At 46.7% G+C, this 15,480-nt stretch carries 12 protein-coding genes and 2 pseudogenes; 12 read left to right on the top strand and 2 right to left on the bottom strand.

What is annotated here, in order from left to right:
* Positions 1-113: 113 nt before the first annotated feature.
* A complete protein-coding gene (locus SPI9445_RS0111630) occupies positions 114-1,742 on the top strand; it encodes a B12-binding domain-containing radical SAM protein (protein ID WP_017304922.1) in 1,629 nt (542 codons plus the stop codon).
* Positions 1,743-1,830: 88 nt separating this feature from the next.
* On the opposite strand, the gene SPI9445_RS28485 is transcribed toward SPI9445_RS0111630, so the two are convergent.
* Positions 1,831-2,028 (bottom strand): AraC family transcriptional regulator, encoded by a 198-nt coding sequence (locus SPI9445_RS28485; RefSeq protein WP_237747955.1) that lies wholly within the window; start codon positions 2,026-2,028, stop codon positions 1,831-1,833.
* Positions 2,029-2,068: 40 nt separating this feature from the next.
* Here SPI9445_RS28485 and SPI9445_RS0111625 point away from each other — a divergent pair, with 40 nt between their 5' ends.
* Positions 2,069-3,550 (top strand): TolB-like translocation protein, encoded by a 1,482-nt coding sequence (locus tag SPI9445_RS0111625; protein ID WP_017304921.1) that lies wholly within the window; start codon positions 2,069-2,071, stop codon positions 3,548-3,550.
* Between the two features lie 9 nt (positions 3,551-3,559).
* On the opposite strand, the gene nadA is transcribed toward SPI9445_RS0111625, so the two are convergent.
* The gene (gene nadA, locus SPI9445_RS0111620; RefSeq protein WP_017304920.1) at positions 3,560-4,519 is read right to left on the bottom strand and encodes a quinolinate synthase NadA; all 960 of its coding nucleotides are present in this window, start codon (positions 4,517-4,519) and stop codon (positions 3,560-3,562) included.
* Between the two features lie 116 nt (positions 4,520-4,635).
* Between nadA and SPI9445_RS0111615 the strand changes: the two genes are divergently transcribed.
* The 10 genes and pseudogenes from SPI9445_RS0111615 to SPI9445_RS28475 form a co-directional block, all read left to right on the top strand.
* On the top strand, positions 4,636-6,144 hold the full coding sequence (locus SPI9445_RS0111615; protein WP_017304919.1) for a DNA phosphorothioation system restriction enzyme: 1,509 nt from the start codon (positions 4,636-4,638) through the stop codon (positions 6,142-6,144).
* Positions 6,145-6,210: 66 nt separating this feature from the next.
* Complete coding sequence (gene hpsL, locus SPI9445_RS0111610) at positions 6,211-7,932, top strand: hormogonium polysaccharide biosynthesis protein HpsL (protein ID WP_017304918.1); 1,722 nt, start codon at positions 6,211-6,213, stop codon at positions 7,930-7,932.
* The gene (locus tag SPI9445_RS0111605) at positions 7,916-9,007 is read left to right on the top strand and encodes an acyltransferase family protein (RefSeq protein ID WP_017304917.1); all 1,092 of its coding nucleotides are present in this window, start codon (positions 7,916-7,918) and stop codon (positions 9,005-9,007) included. Before hpsL ends, SPI9445_RS0111605 begins: the two co-directional genes overlap by 17 nt.
* Positions 9,004-10,026 (top strand): hormogonium polysaccharide biosynthesis glycosyltransferase HpsN, encoded by a 1,023-nt coding sequence (hpsN, locus tag SPI9445_RS0111600; RefSeq protein ID WP_017304916.1) that lies wholly within the window; start codon positions 9,004-9,006, stop codon positions 10,024-10,026. The genes SPI9445_RS0111605 and hpsN overlap by 4 nt, the downstream gene beginning before the upstream one ends.
* 103 nt (positions 10,027-10,129) lie before the next feature.
* Positions 10,130-11,305, top strand: coding sequence for a hormogonium polysaccharide biosynthesis glycosyltransferase HpsO (gene hpsO, locus SPI9445_RS0111595; protein ID WP_017304915.1), 1,176 nt, complete (start codon positions 10,130-10,132; stop codon positions 11,303-11,305).
* Positions 11,295-12,110: a polysaccharide deacetylase family protein gene (locus SPI9445_RS25245; protein WP_017304914.1), complete on the top strand. Its 816-nt coding sequence runs from the start codon at positions 11,295-11,297 to the stop codon at positions 12,108-12,110. Before hpsO ends, SPI9445_RS25245 begins: the two co-directional genes overlap by 11 nt.
* Positions 12,111-12,152: 42 nt before the next feature.
* Positions 12,153-13,340, top strand: coding sequence for a hormogonium polysaccharide biosynthesis glycosyltransferase HpsP (gene hpsP, locus SPI9445_RS0111585; RefSeq protein WP_017304913.1), 1,188 nt, complete (start codon positions 12,153-12,155; stop codon positions 13,338-13,340).
* A gap of 27 nt (positions 13,341-13,367) precedes the next feature.
* On the top strand, positions 13,368-14,771 hold the full coding sequence (locus SPI9445_RS0111580; RefSeq protein WP_017304912.1) for an aspartate ammonia-lyase: 1,404 nt from the start codon (positions 13,368-13,370) through the stop codon (positions 14,769-14,771).
* A 29-nt stretch (positions 14,772-14,800) separates the two neighbouring features.
* A pseudogene (locus tag SPI9445_RS29220) lies at positions 14,801-15,355 on the top strand (type IIL restriction-modification enzyme MmeI); the annotation flags it as partial.
* Positions 15,315-15,461 (top strand): annotated as a pseudogene (locus SPI9445_RS28475) (zinc ribbon domain-containing protein); the annotation flags it as partial. The pseudogenes SPI9445_RS29220 and SPI9445_RS28475, both read left to right, overlap by 41 nt.
* Between the last annotated feature and the right edge of the window lie 19 nt (positions 15,462-15,480).

Here is a 15,480-nt window from a genome sequence, read left to right as displayed (position 1 = left end):
TTTTGAGCGGGGGCGGAGGGAGACTGGGGGGTATCTATCCATTGATAGAGATATCAAGGTAGCGGCAAGAATACGTTAAGATCACCCATAACTGTGTGAGGCAAGGAAGTTCTATGCGCGTTCTACTGATTTATCCTCTGTTCCCGAAAAGTTTCTGGTCTTTTGAAAAAACCCTAGAGTTGGTGGGTCGGAAGGCGATGCTACCGCCCCTTGGACTGGCGACGGTGGCGGCGATTTTACCCCAAACGTGGGAATTTCGTTTGCGCGATCGCAACGTAGGAGAAATAACCGAAGCGGATTGGGATTGGGCGGAATTAGTCCTGTTATCCGGGATGATTGTCCAAAAAGATGATCTCCTCGTCCAAGTTCAAGAAGCCAAACGACGGGGGAAAAAAGTAGCCGTCGGAGGCCCCTATGCCACCGCACTCTCCCACGAAATCGAAGCCGTCGGCGCCGATTATTTAGTGCTAGATGAGGGTGAAATTACCCTACCCCTGTTTGTCGAAGCCGTGGAACGGGGCGAAGAAAGCGGCAAATTCCGCGCCACAGAAAAACCCTCCGTGACCTTGACCCCCATTCCCCGCTTTGACCTCTTGGATTTTGACGCCTATTCAGAAATGGCCATCCAATTCTCTCGCGGTTGTCCCTTCCAGTGTGAATTCTGCGACATCATTGTGTTATACGGTCGCAAACCTCGCACCAAAGAACCGGAACAATTAATTGCAGAACTCGACCGTCTCTATGAATTAGGTTGGCGGCGGGGAATTTTCATGGTGGATGATAATTTCATTGGCAACAAGCGCAATGTGAAGCGTCTACTACGGGAATTAGGACCCTGGATGGAAGAACGGGGTTATCCCTTCTCCTTTGACACTGAAGCCTCCGTGGATTTAGCCAATGATCAAGAACTGATGGACTTGATGACGGCCGCGGGTTTTGGGGCTGTGTTCCTCGGGATTGAAACCCCTGATGAGAATAGCTTAGAAGTCACCAAGAAGTTTCAGAATACCCGAGATCCCCTGAGTGAGTCTGTCCACAAGATCATTAGTTCTGGCTTACGGGTCATGGCTGGATTTATTATCGGCTTTGACGGGGAGAAAAGCGGCGCAGGTCAGCGCATTGTGGACTTTGTGGAAAAAACCACCATTCCCACGGCGATTTATAGTATGTTACAAGCCCTACCGGATACAGCACTCTGGCATCGCTTAGAACGGGAGGGTCGTTTATTGAGTGCGGTAGGGAATATTAACCAAACTACCTTAATGAATTTTGTGCCGACTCGTCCTCTGGAAGAAATTGCCCGGGAGTATGTGAATGGCTTTATGGAACTGTATGATCCCATTCAGTTCTTAAATCGAACCTATCGCCACTATCGCATTTTAGGCACCGCGCCTTGTCATGCCGAACGTCGTCGTAAGATGAAGGGGAAACCTAAAGCGAAAAAACCTCTGGATTTACGGTCTTTAAATGCCCTGTTGATTCTTTGTTGGAGACAAGGGATTGTGCGTAAAACCCGTTTTCTGTTCTGGGTGTATTTAGTGCAGATGTTCATTCACAATCGGGGTGGAGTGGCTAGTTATTTGGGGGTTTGCGCGCAAATTGAGCATTTCTTAGAGTATCGTGAGGAAGTGAAACGCAATATTGAATCTCAACTGGAGCAATTTTTGGCGGAAGAAAGCCGTTTACGAGCCGAACAAGAAGCGGCGGCGGCTAGTCAAAATCCGGTTACTGTGGCGAGTTAAAGGGGTTCAGGGTTTCTCTCTTTGGACTAGGGAACGGGGAACAGGGGGAGAGGGGGAGCAGGGGAGAATTGATAATTATTCCCTCTCTTCAGGGAACAGGGAACAGGGAACAGGGAACAGGGGGGGAGAGTTTCCCGACTCCCGACTCCCGACTCCCGATTCCCGACTCCCGACTCCCGACTCCCGATTCCCGACTCCCGACTCCCGACTCCCTAGGGCGCAAGCATTGCGCCCCTACACCGATTCCTGACTCCCGACTCCCGAAAATCCCCCTTTTAAACACCACTCCAATTAAATTGGTATGAGTTTTGGCGCGCCCACTATCGATGAAGTTTAAGCTTGGCTTTTTGTCCCAACGTTCTCTAACTCCCCTTGACCGAGCGGCCTGGGGGGTGATTGGTTTGTTTACGGTGTTGTTGGGTGTGATTTTAGTGGTGGGGAGTCGGAACAGTCCTCGGGTGGTTGAGTTTAGCTGGGAGAATCGCATCCTAGGGTTAGAAGATGAGGCCTTTACATTGACCTTTAATCGCCCAATGGACTGGGAAACAGTGCGGAAAAATCTGACCATTACCCCGGAGTTGCCGGGGAAAATGAGCCATCAGGGGCGCCGATTCGCCTATACCCTGACGGATCTCCCTCTCTACGGTACAGAGTACAAAATCGAGCTTAACGGGGCCTTGGAGCGTCCCCTAGACCCCAATCGGACGGCTCAGGAGTTAAGATCCTTTACGGCTCAGGTCAGAACTCGAGATTTAGCCTTTGCTTATTTAGGGGTGGAGGGGAATGAACGGGGGCGCTTAGTTCTCTACAATGTGACCCAAGCGCGCAAGTTTATCCTCACGCCGCCGGATCTGATTGTGACCAATTTTCGCCCCCACCCCAGTGGGAAGTTCATCACTTTTTCCGCCTATGATCGGGCAACGGATCAAGGGGTAGCGGCGCAACAGGTCTATAAAGTGACGACGGGGTTGAATTATCAGGAAGGGGGAAATGTTTCAGCCTACGGTCGTTTGACCCGTATTTTAGACGCGGCGGATTACCAAAATCTTAACTTTGATCTGGCGACCCAAGGGGAGACGATGGTGATTGAGCGGATCAATCGTCGCAATCCTTCGGATCAGGGGTTGTGGGTGGTGCCTGATGGGGAGAATCCCCGACCTTTGGGGATGCAGGGGAGTTCCTTTCGGGTGTCTCCTGATGGTCGCATGGTGGCGATCGCACAACGTCAAGGGGTAAACCTCATTTCCGTGACTCCCGACGGCGAAGCGTGGCGGTTTTTCCCGGACTATATCCGGGTTTTGGGGTTTTCTCAGGAGTCCTCCCCCCGCTTGTTGTTGGTGCGGGATAATCGGGATTTAACCCAGTCTTTGGTGGCTTTGGGGCCGAATCAAACGGAACAGGAAATTCTCTCCACCCGCGGCCAGATTTTAGATTGTGCCTTTGAACCGCGTCAGCAAGAGCTTTTGTATTGTATTCGCACGGAACCCCTCGACTCTAACCAAACTCAAGAACAAATTTTTCTCACCCTGATTGATTTAGAGACTTCGACAGATATTCCCTTAGTGGCCTTAGCGAATGATCCCAACGCTAAGATTAGTATTTCGCCCGATGGTCGTAATTTATTGTTTGATCAAGTTTCCTCAGAACGGGAGCCCCAAGAGCAAAACCGGAGAAATCAAGATCGAGCCATTGCCTCGGGGAATTTGTGGTTGCTCACCCTCCCGGATTTAATTGAAAACCCCGACAGTGCCGAATTAATCCCCCCAGAACGCCTCACACCGGGGTTAGATCCGCAATGGTTGCGGTGAACTACGCCCCTATTGACTCATCTCTAACATTCGTTGAATGGGACGCAAGGCTGCCACCCGAGTAGATTCAGGTAAAATAAGCTCCGGTTCACGATTTTTCATCGCCCAATAGAGTTTTTCTAGGGTATTCAGCCTCATGTGGGGGCATTCATTACAAGCACAGTTATTCATCCCAGGCACCGGAATAAAGGTTTTCTGGGGGGCGTGTTTCTCCATTTGGTGAATAATCCCCGGTTCTGTGGCCACAATAAAGGTATCTGCTCCACTCTCTTGGCAATAGTTCAAAAGTGCCGTCGTTGAGCCGATATAATCGGCATGGCGCAGGACCGGCGGTTCACATTCCGGGTGCGCAATGATTTCTGCTTGGGGGTGTTCCATCTTCAACTGCACCATTTTTTTCTCGGAAAATGTCTCATGGACAATACAACTGCCCTGCCATAGCACCATCTCCCGCCCCGTTTGTTCCATCACATAACGGCCTAAATTTCGGTCTGGTGCAAAGATAATGGGTTGATCTCGGGGGATTTGCTGGACAATTTTCACCGCGTTGGAACTGGTGCAAATAATATCACTGAGGGCTTTAATCTCGGCGGAACAGTTGATATATGAGATCACTAAATGATCGGGGTATTGAGCTTTAAATTGGGCAAATTCTGGCGCGGGGCAACTATCGGCTAAGGAACAACCTGCATTGAGGTCAGGGAGTAACACCAGTTTATCGGGATTGAGGATTTTGGCTGTTTCTGCCATGAAGTGAACCCCCGCAAAGACAATAACCTCCGCATTGGTTTGGGCGGCCTGTCGGGAGAGTCCCAAGGAATCCCCTAAATAATCGGCAATGTCTTGAATATCGGCATCTTGGTAATAGTGCGCCAAGATCACGGCGTTTAACTCCCGTTTCAGGTCGTTGATGGCACTGAATAGGTCATTAGGCAGGGCTGGACGGGTGGGGCTAAGGGTTGTAAACACGGTGGCTCTCGTTTGGGAATTATGAATGTTAAGGTTTCTTTAATTATAGTAAATTTCACCAAAAAAGGAATCAGGTAAACTCGGGATGGATCACTATTTGTTGACTGTTCATCACCATGAGCTATCGAGTCTCCCCTCTACCCAACTTCCCGGAAGAAAAGTCTTCTGGGTTCCTGTGTGAGATTGATTGGGAAGCCCTTGCCCAACGGTATCGTTTTCCGGCGGGGGTGAGAGAGAAAAGCGCGGCCTATGAGGTGGGGGGACAGACGGGGGGGCTGGGGGTTCCTCGGATGCCGAGGGATTTGGTGTTACGGGATTATCAACGGCAGGCGATCGCCTCTTGGTTTGAGAATCGAGGTCGGGGAACCCTAAAAATGGCCACCGGAAGCGGCAAAACCATCACCGCTTTAGCCATTGCCACGGAACTCTATCAACAAATCCAGCTACAAGTTTTAATCGTCCTTTGTCCCTACCGTCACCTCGTCACCCAATGGGCGAAAGAAGGGGAAAAGTTCAACCTACAGCCGATTCTGGCTTTTGAAACCGTTCATCAGTGGCAAAACCAACTGGCCAACCAACTGTACAATATCCGCGTGGGGACTCAACCCTTTTTAACCCTCCTGACTACCAACGCCACCCTAATCAGCCCCGGATTCCAGTCTCAGGTCAAGTATTTCCCCCCCAAAACCCTCATCGTGGGGGATGAAGCCCATCATCTCGGTTCTCCCCAAATTGAGGACAGTCTCCCCCGCACCATTGGTTTACGCCTTGCCCTCTCTGCCACGCCAGAACGCTATTTTGATGATTTTGGGACAGAATGCCTTTTTAGTTACTTTGGGGGGGTTCTTGAGCCGGAATTCAGCCTTGCCGATGCCATTCAACAGGGGGCTTTAGTCCGTTACCATTACTATCCGCTATTTGTGGAACTGACGGAAGGGGAGGCTTGGGCCTATGCGAAGTTAACCAAGCGGATTGGCTGGGTATTAGGGGAGGGGGAGTCTCGGAACAATTCACAACGGTTGACTTCTTTGTTGATGCAGCGATCGCGCTTAATTGGGGCCGCCAGTAATAAACTAAAAGCCTTACAGACCTTAATGGCCAATCGTTTGCACACCAGCCACACCCTATTTTATTGTGGAGATGGTTCAGTACAGGGAATTTCTCAATGCGATCGCCGTCAAATCGCCGCCGTCACCCGTCTCCTCGGCCACCAACTCGGCTATCGCGTCAACACCTACACCGCAGAAACCCCCCTCACCGAACGAGAAAAAATCCGTCAACAATTTGAACAAGGCGAACTTCAGGGCTTAGTCGCCATTCGTTGCCTCGACGAAGGCGTAGACATCCCCGCCATCCAACACGCCGTCATCCTCGCCAGCACAGGCAATCCCCGCCAATTCATCCAACGTCGCGGGCGCATTTTACGGCCTCACCCCAGCAAACAACAAGCCACCCTCTTCGACATGATTGTACTCCCCCCCCAACTCGAACGAGACACCTGGGAAGTAGAGCGCAACCTACTAAAAAAAGAATTAGTCCGTTTCCTCGAATTTGCCCAACTTGCCGACAACGCCCCAGAAGCCCTCAGTCAGTTTCGCTACCTCCAGCAAATGTACGAACTGTGAACGACCAAACACCAACCGAAAAAGACAAGGCTATACTGGGAAAGAATTATTCCCTCCTTCTGGACTATGCCCAAACAGAAAGCCAAAAAGAAGAAAAAGCCCCAGCAAAAGAAAGGCAAAAAGCCAGCCAGTCAAATTATTCTCGATCCCAAAGAAAAAGCCGCCCAAAAACGTAAAGCCAAACAAGCCAAAGACAAACTAATGAAAACCATTGGCATTAGTGTAGCTTGTTTTATCATTTTTGGCGTTCCCTTATCATTTATTCTTGAGCCAAAGCTAGGATTAGTGATGGGGGCAGGAATTCCCACCCTTTATGTTTGCTACGTCTATCCCCGTGCTGCCCTGTGGTTTTTTGTGATTTATACCCCCTTTAGTGGCACAGTTCAGTATCAAATTATGGGAGGAAATGCCATATTTGCACTAGCCAAAGATGCCTTCTATATGCCTGCTTTATTAGGGTTAATTCAGGCATCGAGAAAAGAAAAAAAATCTATTTTTGTCTCCAAAGAATTAGTTAAACCTTTATTATTTGTGTTTGTTTGTTCTATTTTAACCTTATTAGTAGTCAATGGTTCTATGCAGTTCAGCCCTCCCTGTCATAGTTTACCCAGAGGGGGACAAGGGATGGTTTGTCGAGATGGGATTCCCTTTGCCCAAGGAATTTTAGGCATTAAAGTTTTACTCGGTTATGTGCCGCTTATTTTCTGCACCTACTATTTAGTAACAAATAAAAAAGAACTACTCTGGGTTGGTCGTCTTCATGTCATCTTAGCTATTGTTTGTTGTGGTTTAGGAGTCGTGCAATATATGATGCTTTATTTAGGCATTTGTGAAGGGACACGGAATGCAGTAGGCGCAGATTTATTCAAGGCTAGTATTGATGCTAAATGTTTAATTGGAGGCTCATTAACTTATAGTCCTCAGCAAGCGCAAATTCGCCTACCCGGTACTCTCCCATCCCCTTGGCACTGGGCATGGTTTTTAATTTCTAATAGTGCCATTTCCTTCACAACAGCTTTTTCCGATCCCTCAGTTATTTGGAAAATAATTGGTCTGCTCTCAATGGCTTTAGTGTTTGTTAATTCGGTTATTTCTGGTCAAAGAATTGCTCTTGCATTAGTACCCGTTGTTACCGTTATTTTATTAATTTTGACAGGACAAGTAGCACAAATTAAAAAATTCTTACCAATTGGAGTCGGGTTAGCCATTGTTTTAAGTATTGCCATAACACTGAATCCTGAACTCGTCGAAGAACGGATTGAAAGCTTTCAAGGCCGTGCTGAAGCTTCTCCCCCTCACGAATTTATTGAAGAACAATTTCATTGGGCTATTACGCAACAGCGAGGTTTTCTCGGTCGCGGGATGGGTAAAGCAACTAATTCAACTCGCGTTTTTGGTCATGCTGAATTAGTCGAAACCTATCATCCTAAAATACTCTATGAAATGGGTTGGATTGGACTTTTTGCCTATATGTTTTTCCTCTTTACTCTAGCTTGGGTCACATTCAAATCCTATCGAGCCTGTAAAGATCCTGTTATCCGAAGTTTTGGCTCTAGTCTTTGGGTATTTATACTAATTATCACAATCTTTCCCTACTGGTATCCTTTAGATACAGATCCAGTCTGCGTTTATTATTGGTTTTTTGCAGGAATTGTGATCAAAGCTCCCATTATTGACAAAGAAGAAAGAGCGAGGTTAAAAGCATTACAGGAACAGGAACTTGAATTACTTTTACAAGCTGAAAAACGAAAAAAAGAGAGATTTTTGAAAGATGCTCAAACATCATGAGTCTAACCAGAGAATTGAATGGGTTGACCAAGCAAAAGGATTAGCCATTTTAGGAATTTGCTTATTCCATTTTTTTCAAAACTATCCTGAACGAACCCATTTAGTCTCGTTGCTCGATAGAAACGGCGCTAGGATTGGGTTTGCGGCCGTTGATTTATTTTTTGTTTTAGCTGGGGTAAATGTGAGTTTATCCTTAGTTAAAATGATTAATAAAGATAACATAAACTGGATTAGTTGGTTAAAAAAACGACTAACCCGTTTATATATCACCTACTGGCTATCTATTGTTGTTACGCTGATCATAACTTTTATTTGGGGAGAAATAAAACTACAATCTGGCTTAGATTTTTTGAGGATTATCCTAGGATTCCCCGGATATAGGTTATATCAACAGATTAACCCGGGATTTTGGTTTTTTTCAGTGATTCTTCAATTTTATCTAATTGTTCCTCTGTTGTTTACACTTACTCAATATCGCTTTGAACGGATTTTAGGGTTTGGGCTACTTGCGGGACTTGTGGTAAAAGTCTTGTGTTGGTGGATTGTGCCAACTCAGTCTTACTGGCATGGTTTTTTCTGGCAACACCATTTTATTGGCAGCTATCTCTTCGAGGCTTGCTTAGGAATATATTGGGGATTTATCTATAGTCGGCAACAAAAATTTAGGGCGATGGATTGGTGTTTAACTCTTATTCTATTGGGTGTAGGAATTACCCTTTATGGATGGCAAGCTGCCCTAGGTAGGGAAGTTTTCTATATGTTGGGTTTTAATATCACATTTAGCCCCTTTTTCTTCTTAGGTAGTTATTGGTTATGTAAAACCTTGGGACAAAAGCCATTGATGAATCCAGTTATGAAACTTTTCTCTATCTTAGGTCAACAGTCTTATCAAATTTATCTAATCCATCAACCCTTATTTTTTGTTTGGTTTCGCTTTTGGCGCAGTCAGATTAATTTAACAACCCTAGGGGGTTTAAGTTTAACCCTCGTTGTTACGATAATTTTATTAAGTTTGTATGTCTGGCTCTTCATTAGGTTAGAATCTTGGTTAAGAAACCAGATCAAATTCCTATGAACTCTCCTAAAGTTTCAGTTGTCATCCCAACTTATAACCGGGAAACCCCGTTAATTGACACCCTACAGGATGTTCTGCAACAAGATTATCCAAATTTTGAAATCTTGGTGGTAGACCAAACCCCAACCCATACCCCAGAGGTGCAGGATTTCCTCCAATCCTGGGCCGATGGGGGGAAAATCCAATGGTTTCGTCTGACTTGGGCGAGTTTGCCGGGGGCGCGCAATTATGCCGTCAGACGCTGCACGGGGGAGATTGTGGTATTTATTGATGATGATATCCGCATGGAAAAGGGCTATTTAACAGCCCATGTGCGCAATTATACAAGGCCGGAAGTGGGGGCTGTGGCGGGGCGGGTGTTTGACCGCATGAAGTTGGGGGATTCTGGGGGGGAGTTGACCATTGAAGATTTACCCCCGGAAGCGATGGACCCCGGTATTGCTTGGTATCACATTGATTTAGTCCACACGACGAAGGCGCAACGGGTGATTTCGGCGCGGGGATGCAATATGTCCTATCGTCGGGAGATTTTCACCCAGCATGGGGTATGGTTTGATGAGCGTTTTCGCGGGTCTGCGGTGCGGGAAGAGTCGGATTTTTGTCTCCGTTTACGCAGAACAGGCTATCAGATTTGGTACGACCCGGAGGCGCATTTAGTCCATTTGGGGGAGGAAACGGGAGGCTGTCATGATATTGCCACGCGATCGCTAAAATATCAAATCACATTCTACCACAATCACTTTTTGATGGCACAAAAGAATTTAACCCTCGGGCAACAATTGCGGTTATATGCCAAATTATTTGATTGTCATGTCTTAGGAAATCCCCCCTGTAATAAAAGTGGTTCACCGCTAAAAATTGTTAGTCGAGGGATTTTTTACACTCTCGGTTTTTTGGATGCGGTTAAAACTCGCATTAAGTCGATTTGGGACAAGGGACAAATTTACTCCCGCCAAGACCCTTGGGTAATTTCTCCCCCCAAGGAAACACCGCTTAATCCTGAAGTGATTGGTCAGTAAATGAATCCCTATGTCCTCCTAACAGATTAAAGGGTGCTTTTTGGTTAGCTCACAGTCGGAGCATTTTTGAGTTATTTTTTCTGGAATTTTACCCCTTTTGGCGATGAGAATTTTAGTTGCAAGTCATACCTACATTGTTGATTTAAACTGTGAAAAATTACGAGTTTTGGCTAGTTTAGACCCCAGTCTAGAGGTGATGGTCATTGTGCCGAAGCGTTGGCGACCGGGTGGAGTGCAGAATAAAATTATTGAACCGGAAGCCAAAACAGAAGGCAATTTTAAACTTGTTCCGGTGGGGAATTTTAGCGCAAATAATCAGGGGATTTTGAGCTTTAAGCCGGAAATTGTCGGGATTCTCAAATCATTTAAACCCCAAATTATTCAAGTGGAACAAGGGACAAAATCTATCGGTTATGCTGAATTGATTACCCTGAATAAGGTGTTGGGGCTGAAGGCGAAAAATTGTTTCTTTACTTGGTGGAATTTACCCTATACCAATAAATTCCCCGTTTCGTTACTGGAAAAGTATAATCTCAGCAACACGGATGGGGCAATTGTGGGGAATCAAGATGGGGCGGATATCCTGCGAGATCACGGCTATACTAAGGCGATTAAGGTATTACCCCAGTTAGGGGTGGATGAGGGCTTATTTGCCCCAAAACCCCAACCAGAGTTAAAGGAAAAACTGGGGATTAAACCGGGGGAGGTGGTGATTGGTTTTGTGGGGCGATTTGTGGAAGAAAAGGGCATTTTAACCTTATTAAAAGCCTTGACAGAATTAAAAAAATATGATTGGAAATTCTTGCTCTTGGGGCGAGGGGTTTTACAGGCAACGATTCAAGAAAAGGCACAGGAGGCGGGTATTGGGGAGCGCTTAATTATGGTGGAAAGTGTTCCCCATGATGAGGTGACAAATTATATTAATGTGATGGATACGTTGGTGTTGCCTTCGGAAACAACGTATAAGTTTAAAACCCTGACGGCGGCGGGGTGGAAGGAACAGTTTGGTCATGTTTTAATTGAGGCAATGGCTTGTAAAGTGCCTGTGATTGGTTCGGATTCGGGGGAAATTCCCTATGTGATTGGGGAGGCGGGGTTAGTTTTTCGGGAGGGCAATGTTGAGGGGCTTAAAGATTGTTTAGAGAAGGTTTTAATCTCCGAAGAGTTACGGGCGGAGTTGGGGCAGAAGGGTTATGATCGGGCAATGGAGAAATATACAAATCATGCTATTGCTCAGGAACAACTTAAATTTTATGAGATGATTTGTCATGAATCTTAAGGGATTAATCCGTCAGGGAAAATGGGTGTTGGTTTTCTTTGGCGTGCTTTTAGCTGTAACCATAGGGGGCTTTTTAGCACTGCCTAAAATTCCGGTTTTTGGCTTTCATAATGTCATTGCGCCTCCTTATGATTCCCCTTCCTATATTGACTATGATGTTAATGAGTTGGAGGAGTTCTTAGTTTATTTAGTGACCCATGATTATTGGTTTTTGGACACAGATTCCCTAGATAAATATTTTCTGAATCAAACAGAAACCATTCCTGAAGTCTATCGTAATCGTCAACCTGTTTTATTAACGTTTGATGATGGTTATATCTCAATGTATGAGATTTTATTACCTTTGTTGAAAAAATTAGAGCAGATTTATGAGACTAAAGTTAAGGTTGTGTTATTTGTTAGCCCGGGTTTGAACTCAAGCAAGTATTTAAGCTGTGAGCAAATGCGGGTAGGTTATGAGGAGGGTTTTTTTGATATCCAGTCTCACGGGTGGAGTCATGTTAGGCTGACGAAACTGGGCAAGGAAGCGTTAGAGGTGGAGTTAAAGAAATCTCAAGTTGCTATTCAAGAGTGTTTGGAACAAGAGGATGCTGGGCTGCATTTTGCCTATCCTTTTAATGATGCTAGTTTCACAGTGAGACGCTTGACGGGGAAGTATTACAAATCGGGGTATTTATACAATAATCAGTTTTTCCGGTTGTGGCCTTTTCAGGATGCTTATAGTTTGCCCCGATTAAGGGCGTTTTATCAAGATTCTCCAGAAAAGCTGATTCGTTTAGTTGGGCAAGGGATGAAGGTTTCTTAGTGTTTTAGGAATGATATTATGGTGGCAAGGACATCCAAACCTATGAAGATTTTACAGATTATTCCCTCGGTTTCTTTGGTGTATGGGGGGCCAAGTCAGATGGTGCGGGGATTATCGGCGGCGTTGGCGAAAGAAGGGGTAGAGGTGGAGATTATTACAACCAATTCTAATGGGGATGTGGGACAACCGCCCTTAGATGTGCCGTTGGATGAACCGATGTTTGAGGATGGCTATTCTATCCGTTATTTTCGCTGTTCTCCTTTCCGCCGTTATAAGTTTTCGTTGGGGTTGTTAAATTGGTTAAGGAAGCAGGGGAAAGAGTATGATCTGGCTCATATTCATGCCTTATTTTCTCCGGTGAGTACGACGGCGGCAACGGTGGCACGGTGGCAGGGGTTGCCCTATATTTTACGGCCGTTGGGAACGTTAGATCCGGCGGATTTACGGAAGAAAAAACAGGTTAAAAAGTTATACGGCCATTGGTTAGAAAAACCCAATCTGGCGGGGGCGGCGGGGGTGCATTTTACGAGTGAACAGGAGGCGAAGATTTCGGAACGGTTTGGGGTGAAAACCAAAGATATTGTTATCCCGTTGGGGGTGGAGTTAAAGGGGGAGTTACCGAAGGGAGGAAAGGCGCGTCAGGATTGGGGAATTCCGAGGGAAAAGCCGTTAATTTTGTTTATGTCCCGTTTGGATCCGAAGAAGGGTTTTGATTTATTATTTCCGGCGTTGGCGAAGTTGCAGGCGGAGGGGATTGAGTTTCATTTTGTCTTAGCGGGGGCAAATCCTCAAGATCCAGAGTTTGAACAGGATGTGCGCGATCGCCTTCACTCGTTCCATTTAGCCGAAACTAGCACTATCACGGGGTTTGTGGGGGGTGTGGATAAGTTAGCCTTACTGCAAGATGCGGATTTATTTGTCCTCCCCTCCTACTACGAAAATTTCGGCATTGCAGTAGCCGAGGCGATGTTAGCCGGAACTCCGGTTTTAATTTCCGATCAAGTCCATATCTGGGAGGCCATAGAAGGCGCAAAAGCGGGCTGGGTGACAACTTGTGAGGTAGAGTCGGTTTATCAGGGCTTGAAAGCGGCGCTAGGGAACCCTGAAAGCTTAAAACAACGGGGGGTAAATGCCCGGAATTTAGCCCAGTCGGAGTATAGTTGGCAGGCGATCGCACAACAGATGATGGGAGTGTACCGTCAGATCATCAACCGTTGCGAAGGCCGATAATAGAGGAAAACACAACAGGAGTGTGTGATGAGTGACTACCGGATTGAACGCGACTCAATGGGAGAACGTCAAATTCCCAGTACCGTCTACTATGGCATTCAAACCTTACGGGCCGTGGAAAACTTCCCCATCAGCGGACTAAAACCCCTCCCCACCTATGTAGACGCTTGTTTACTAATTAAAAAAGCTACCGCCATCGCCAACGCAGAATTAGGCTGCATCCCCCCCGAAATTAGTCAGGCCATTGTCCAAGCGGCCGAGGAGATTCTACAGGGGAACTTACGGGATCAGTTTGTGGTGGATGTTTACCAAGCCGGGGCCGGCACCTCCCACCACATGAATATTAACGAAGTCTTAGCCAACCGCGCCCTAGAAATATTGGGCGACAGTAAAGGCAATTATCAGCGTATTAGCCCCAACGATCATGTCAATTATGGGCAGTCTACCAACGACGTGATCCCTACAGCCATTCGCATTGGGGGCTTACTCGCCCTCGCCCATAGCTTGTATCCGGCCTTAGATCAAGCCATTGCCGCCCTCAATGAAAAAGCGATCGCCTTCCAAGATGTCGTCAAATCCGGCAGGACTCACCTACAGGATGCCGTACCCGTGCGACTGGGGGAAAGTTTCCGCGCTTGGGCGAGAATTTTAGCCGATCACAGCCGACGGGTTAAACTGGCCGCCGAGGATTTGTGCGTGTTAGGCTTAGGAGGAAGCGCCGCCGGAACAGGCTTAAACACCCATCCCGACTATCGTTTCCGCGTCGCCGAATTACTCTCAGACCTCATTGATCAACCCCTACACAGTGCCCCCCACCTCATGGCCGCCATGCAGAGTATGGCCCCCTTTGTCGCCGTTTCTGGTACCCTACGCAATCTCGCCCAAGATGTGATCAAAATCTCCCATGATTTGCGCTTAATGGACTCGGGCCCCAAAACCGGATTTAAAGAGATTCAACTCCCCCCCGTACAACCTGGCTCCTCCATCATGCCGGGGAAATATAATCCAGTTATGGCGGAAATGATCTCAATGGTCTGTTTCCAAGTCATTGGCTACGATACAGCCATCACCTTTGCCGCCCAAGCGGGACAATTAGAATTAAACGTCATGATGCCCTTAATTGCCTATAACTTGATTCAGAGTATCGAGATTTTAGGCAATGCTATCAAGGCATTAAGTGAGAAATGTTTACAGGGCATTGAAGCCAAAGAGGAGCGCTGTTTAGCCTATGCTGAAGGAAGTTTAGCCTTAGTGACGGCTTTAAATCCCCATATTGGCTACTTAAACGCGGCCGCGGTGGCCAAAGAATCCCTCGAAACCGGGAAATCCCTACGGCAAATTGTGCTAGAACGGGGCTTAATGGGAGAAGCGGAGTTAGCCCAAGTGTTGGACTTAGAAACCATGAGTTTGTTACCGGAAGCGGGGAATTAACAAAGGTTTGTCGAGAGTCCGTGTAGGGGCGCGAAATGCGGAAAATTGAGGCGGAAATTAACCGTCGGCGGGGAGAAGCAGATCGCAGTTCTGAGATTCCGTTAACCAATTTTCGGGGGGTAGAAATTCGTCATTTTGCCGCAGAAATTGCCCGGTTAGCGTTGATTATTGCGGAGTTTCAATGTGATGTATTGCATCGGAGGCTACAGTTGGCGTTATTGGAGTTTTTGCCCCTAAAAAATGATAATTGGATTACTTGCGGGAATGCCTTAGTTGTTCCGCGTGTAAGTTCAGAAAATCGTGAGTTTTTACCCGTTGGATTAGTCCAAGGGGGAACAATAATCGGCGATCGCAACTTTGCCCTCTACGATGCCCCCCTGTGGAATATGGCGCTCATTGCCTCCCGCCTCCATTGGGTCTGGATAGGCACCGTTTGCGTCCGCATGAGAACCGATTTTTCTTACTCCAACACCCTTGGCTGGAACACCTTCCCCGTCCCCACTTTAACCGAACAAAACAAAATCGACTTAACCCGTTGCGCGGAAGATATCCTATGCTGTCGCACCGAACTATACAAGCCAAAACTGTTCAAATTGTGGTGAAACTGTTAAAAAATCTCTATCGACTAGAACCCATCAGTGTAAATGTGGGTGTGTTTTAAATAGGGATGAAAACGCCGCTATCAACATTAACACATAAGCAAGAGAGA

The sequence above is a fragment of the Spirulina subsalsa PCC 9445 genome, from assembly GCF_000314005.1.
Taxonomy (GTDB): Bacteria; Cyanobacteriota; Cyanobacteriia; order Cyanobacteriales; family Spirulinaceae; genus Spirulina_A; species Spirulina_A subsalsa.
The sequence above is the reverse complement of the archived record's forward strand: the minus strand, read 5'-3'. Positions and strand labels throughout refer to the sequence as shown.

Excerpts from the sequence above, each read along its gene's own strand:
- SPI9445_RS0111630 (WP_017304922.1), top strand. The coding sequence starts at position 114 with ATGCGCGTTCTACTGATTTATCCTCTGTTCCCGAAAAGTTTCTGGTCT.
- SPI9445_RS0111625 (WP_017304921.1), top strand. The coding sequence starts at position 2,069 with ATGAAGTTTAAGCTTGGCTTTTTGTCCCAACGTTCTCTAACTCCCCTT.
- SPI9445_RS0111615 (WP_017304919.1), top strand. The coding sequence starts at position 4,636 with ATGAGCTATCGAGTCTCCCCTCTACCCAACTTCCCGGAAGAAAAGTCT.
- hpsL (WP_017304918.1), top strand. The coding sequence starts at position 6,211 with ATGCCCAAACAGAAAGCCAAAAAGAAGAAAAAGCCCCAGCAAAAGAAA.
- SPI9445_RS0111605 (WP_017304917.1), top strand. The coding sequence starts at position 7,916 with ATGCTCAAACATCATGAGTCTAACCAGAGAATTGAATGGGTTGACCAA.
- hpsN (WP_017304916.1), top strand. The coding sequence starts at position 9,004 with ATGAACTCTCCTAAAGTTTCAGTTGTCATCCCAACTTATAACCGGGAA.
- hpsO (WP_017304915.1), top strand. The coding sequence starts at position 10,130 with ATGAGAATTTTAGTTGCAAGTCATACCTACATTGTTGATTTAAACTGT.
- SPI9445_RS25245 (WP_017304914.1), top strand. The coding sequence starts at position 11,295 with ATGAATCTTAAGGGATTAATCCGTCAGGGAAAATGGGTGTTGGTTTTC.
- hpsP (WP_017304913.1), top strand. The coding sequence starts at position 12,153 with ATGAAGATTTTACAGATTATTCCCTCGGTTTCTTTGGTGTATGGGGGG.
- SPI9445_RS0111580 (WP_017304912.1), top strand. The coding sequence starts at position 13,368 with ATGAGTGACTACCGGATTGAACGCGACTCAATGGGAGAACGTCAAATT.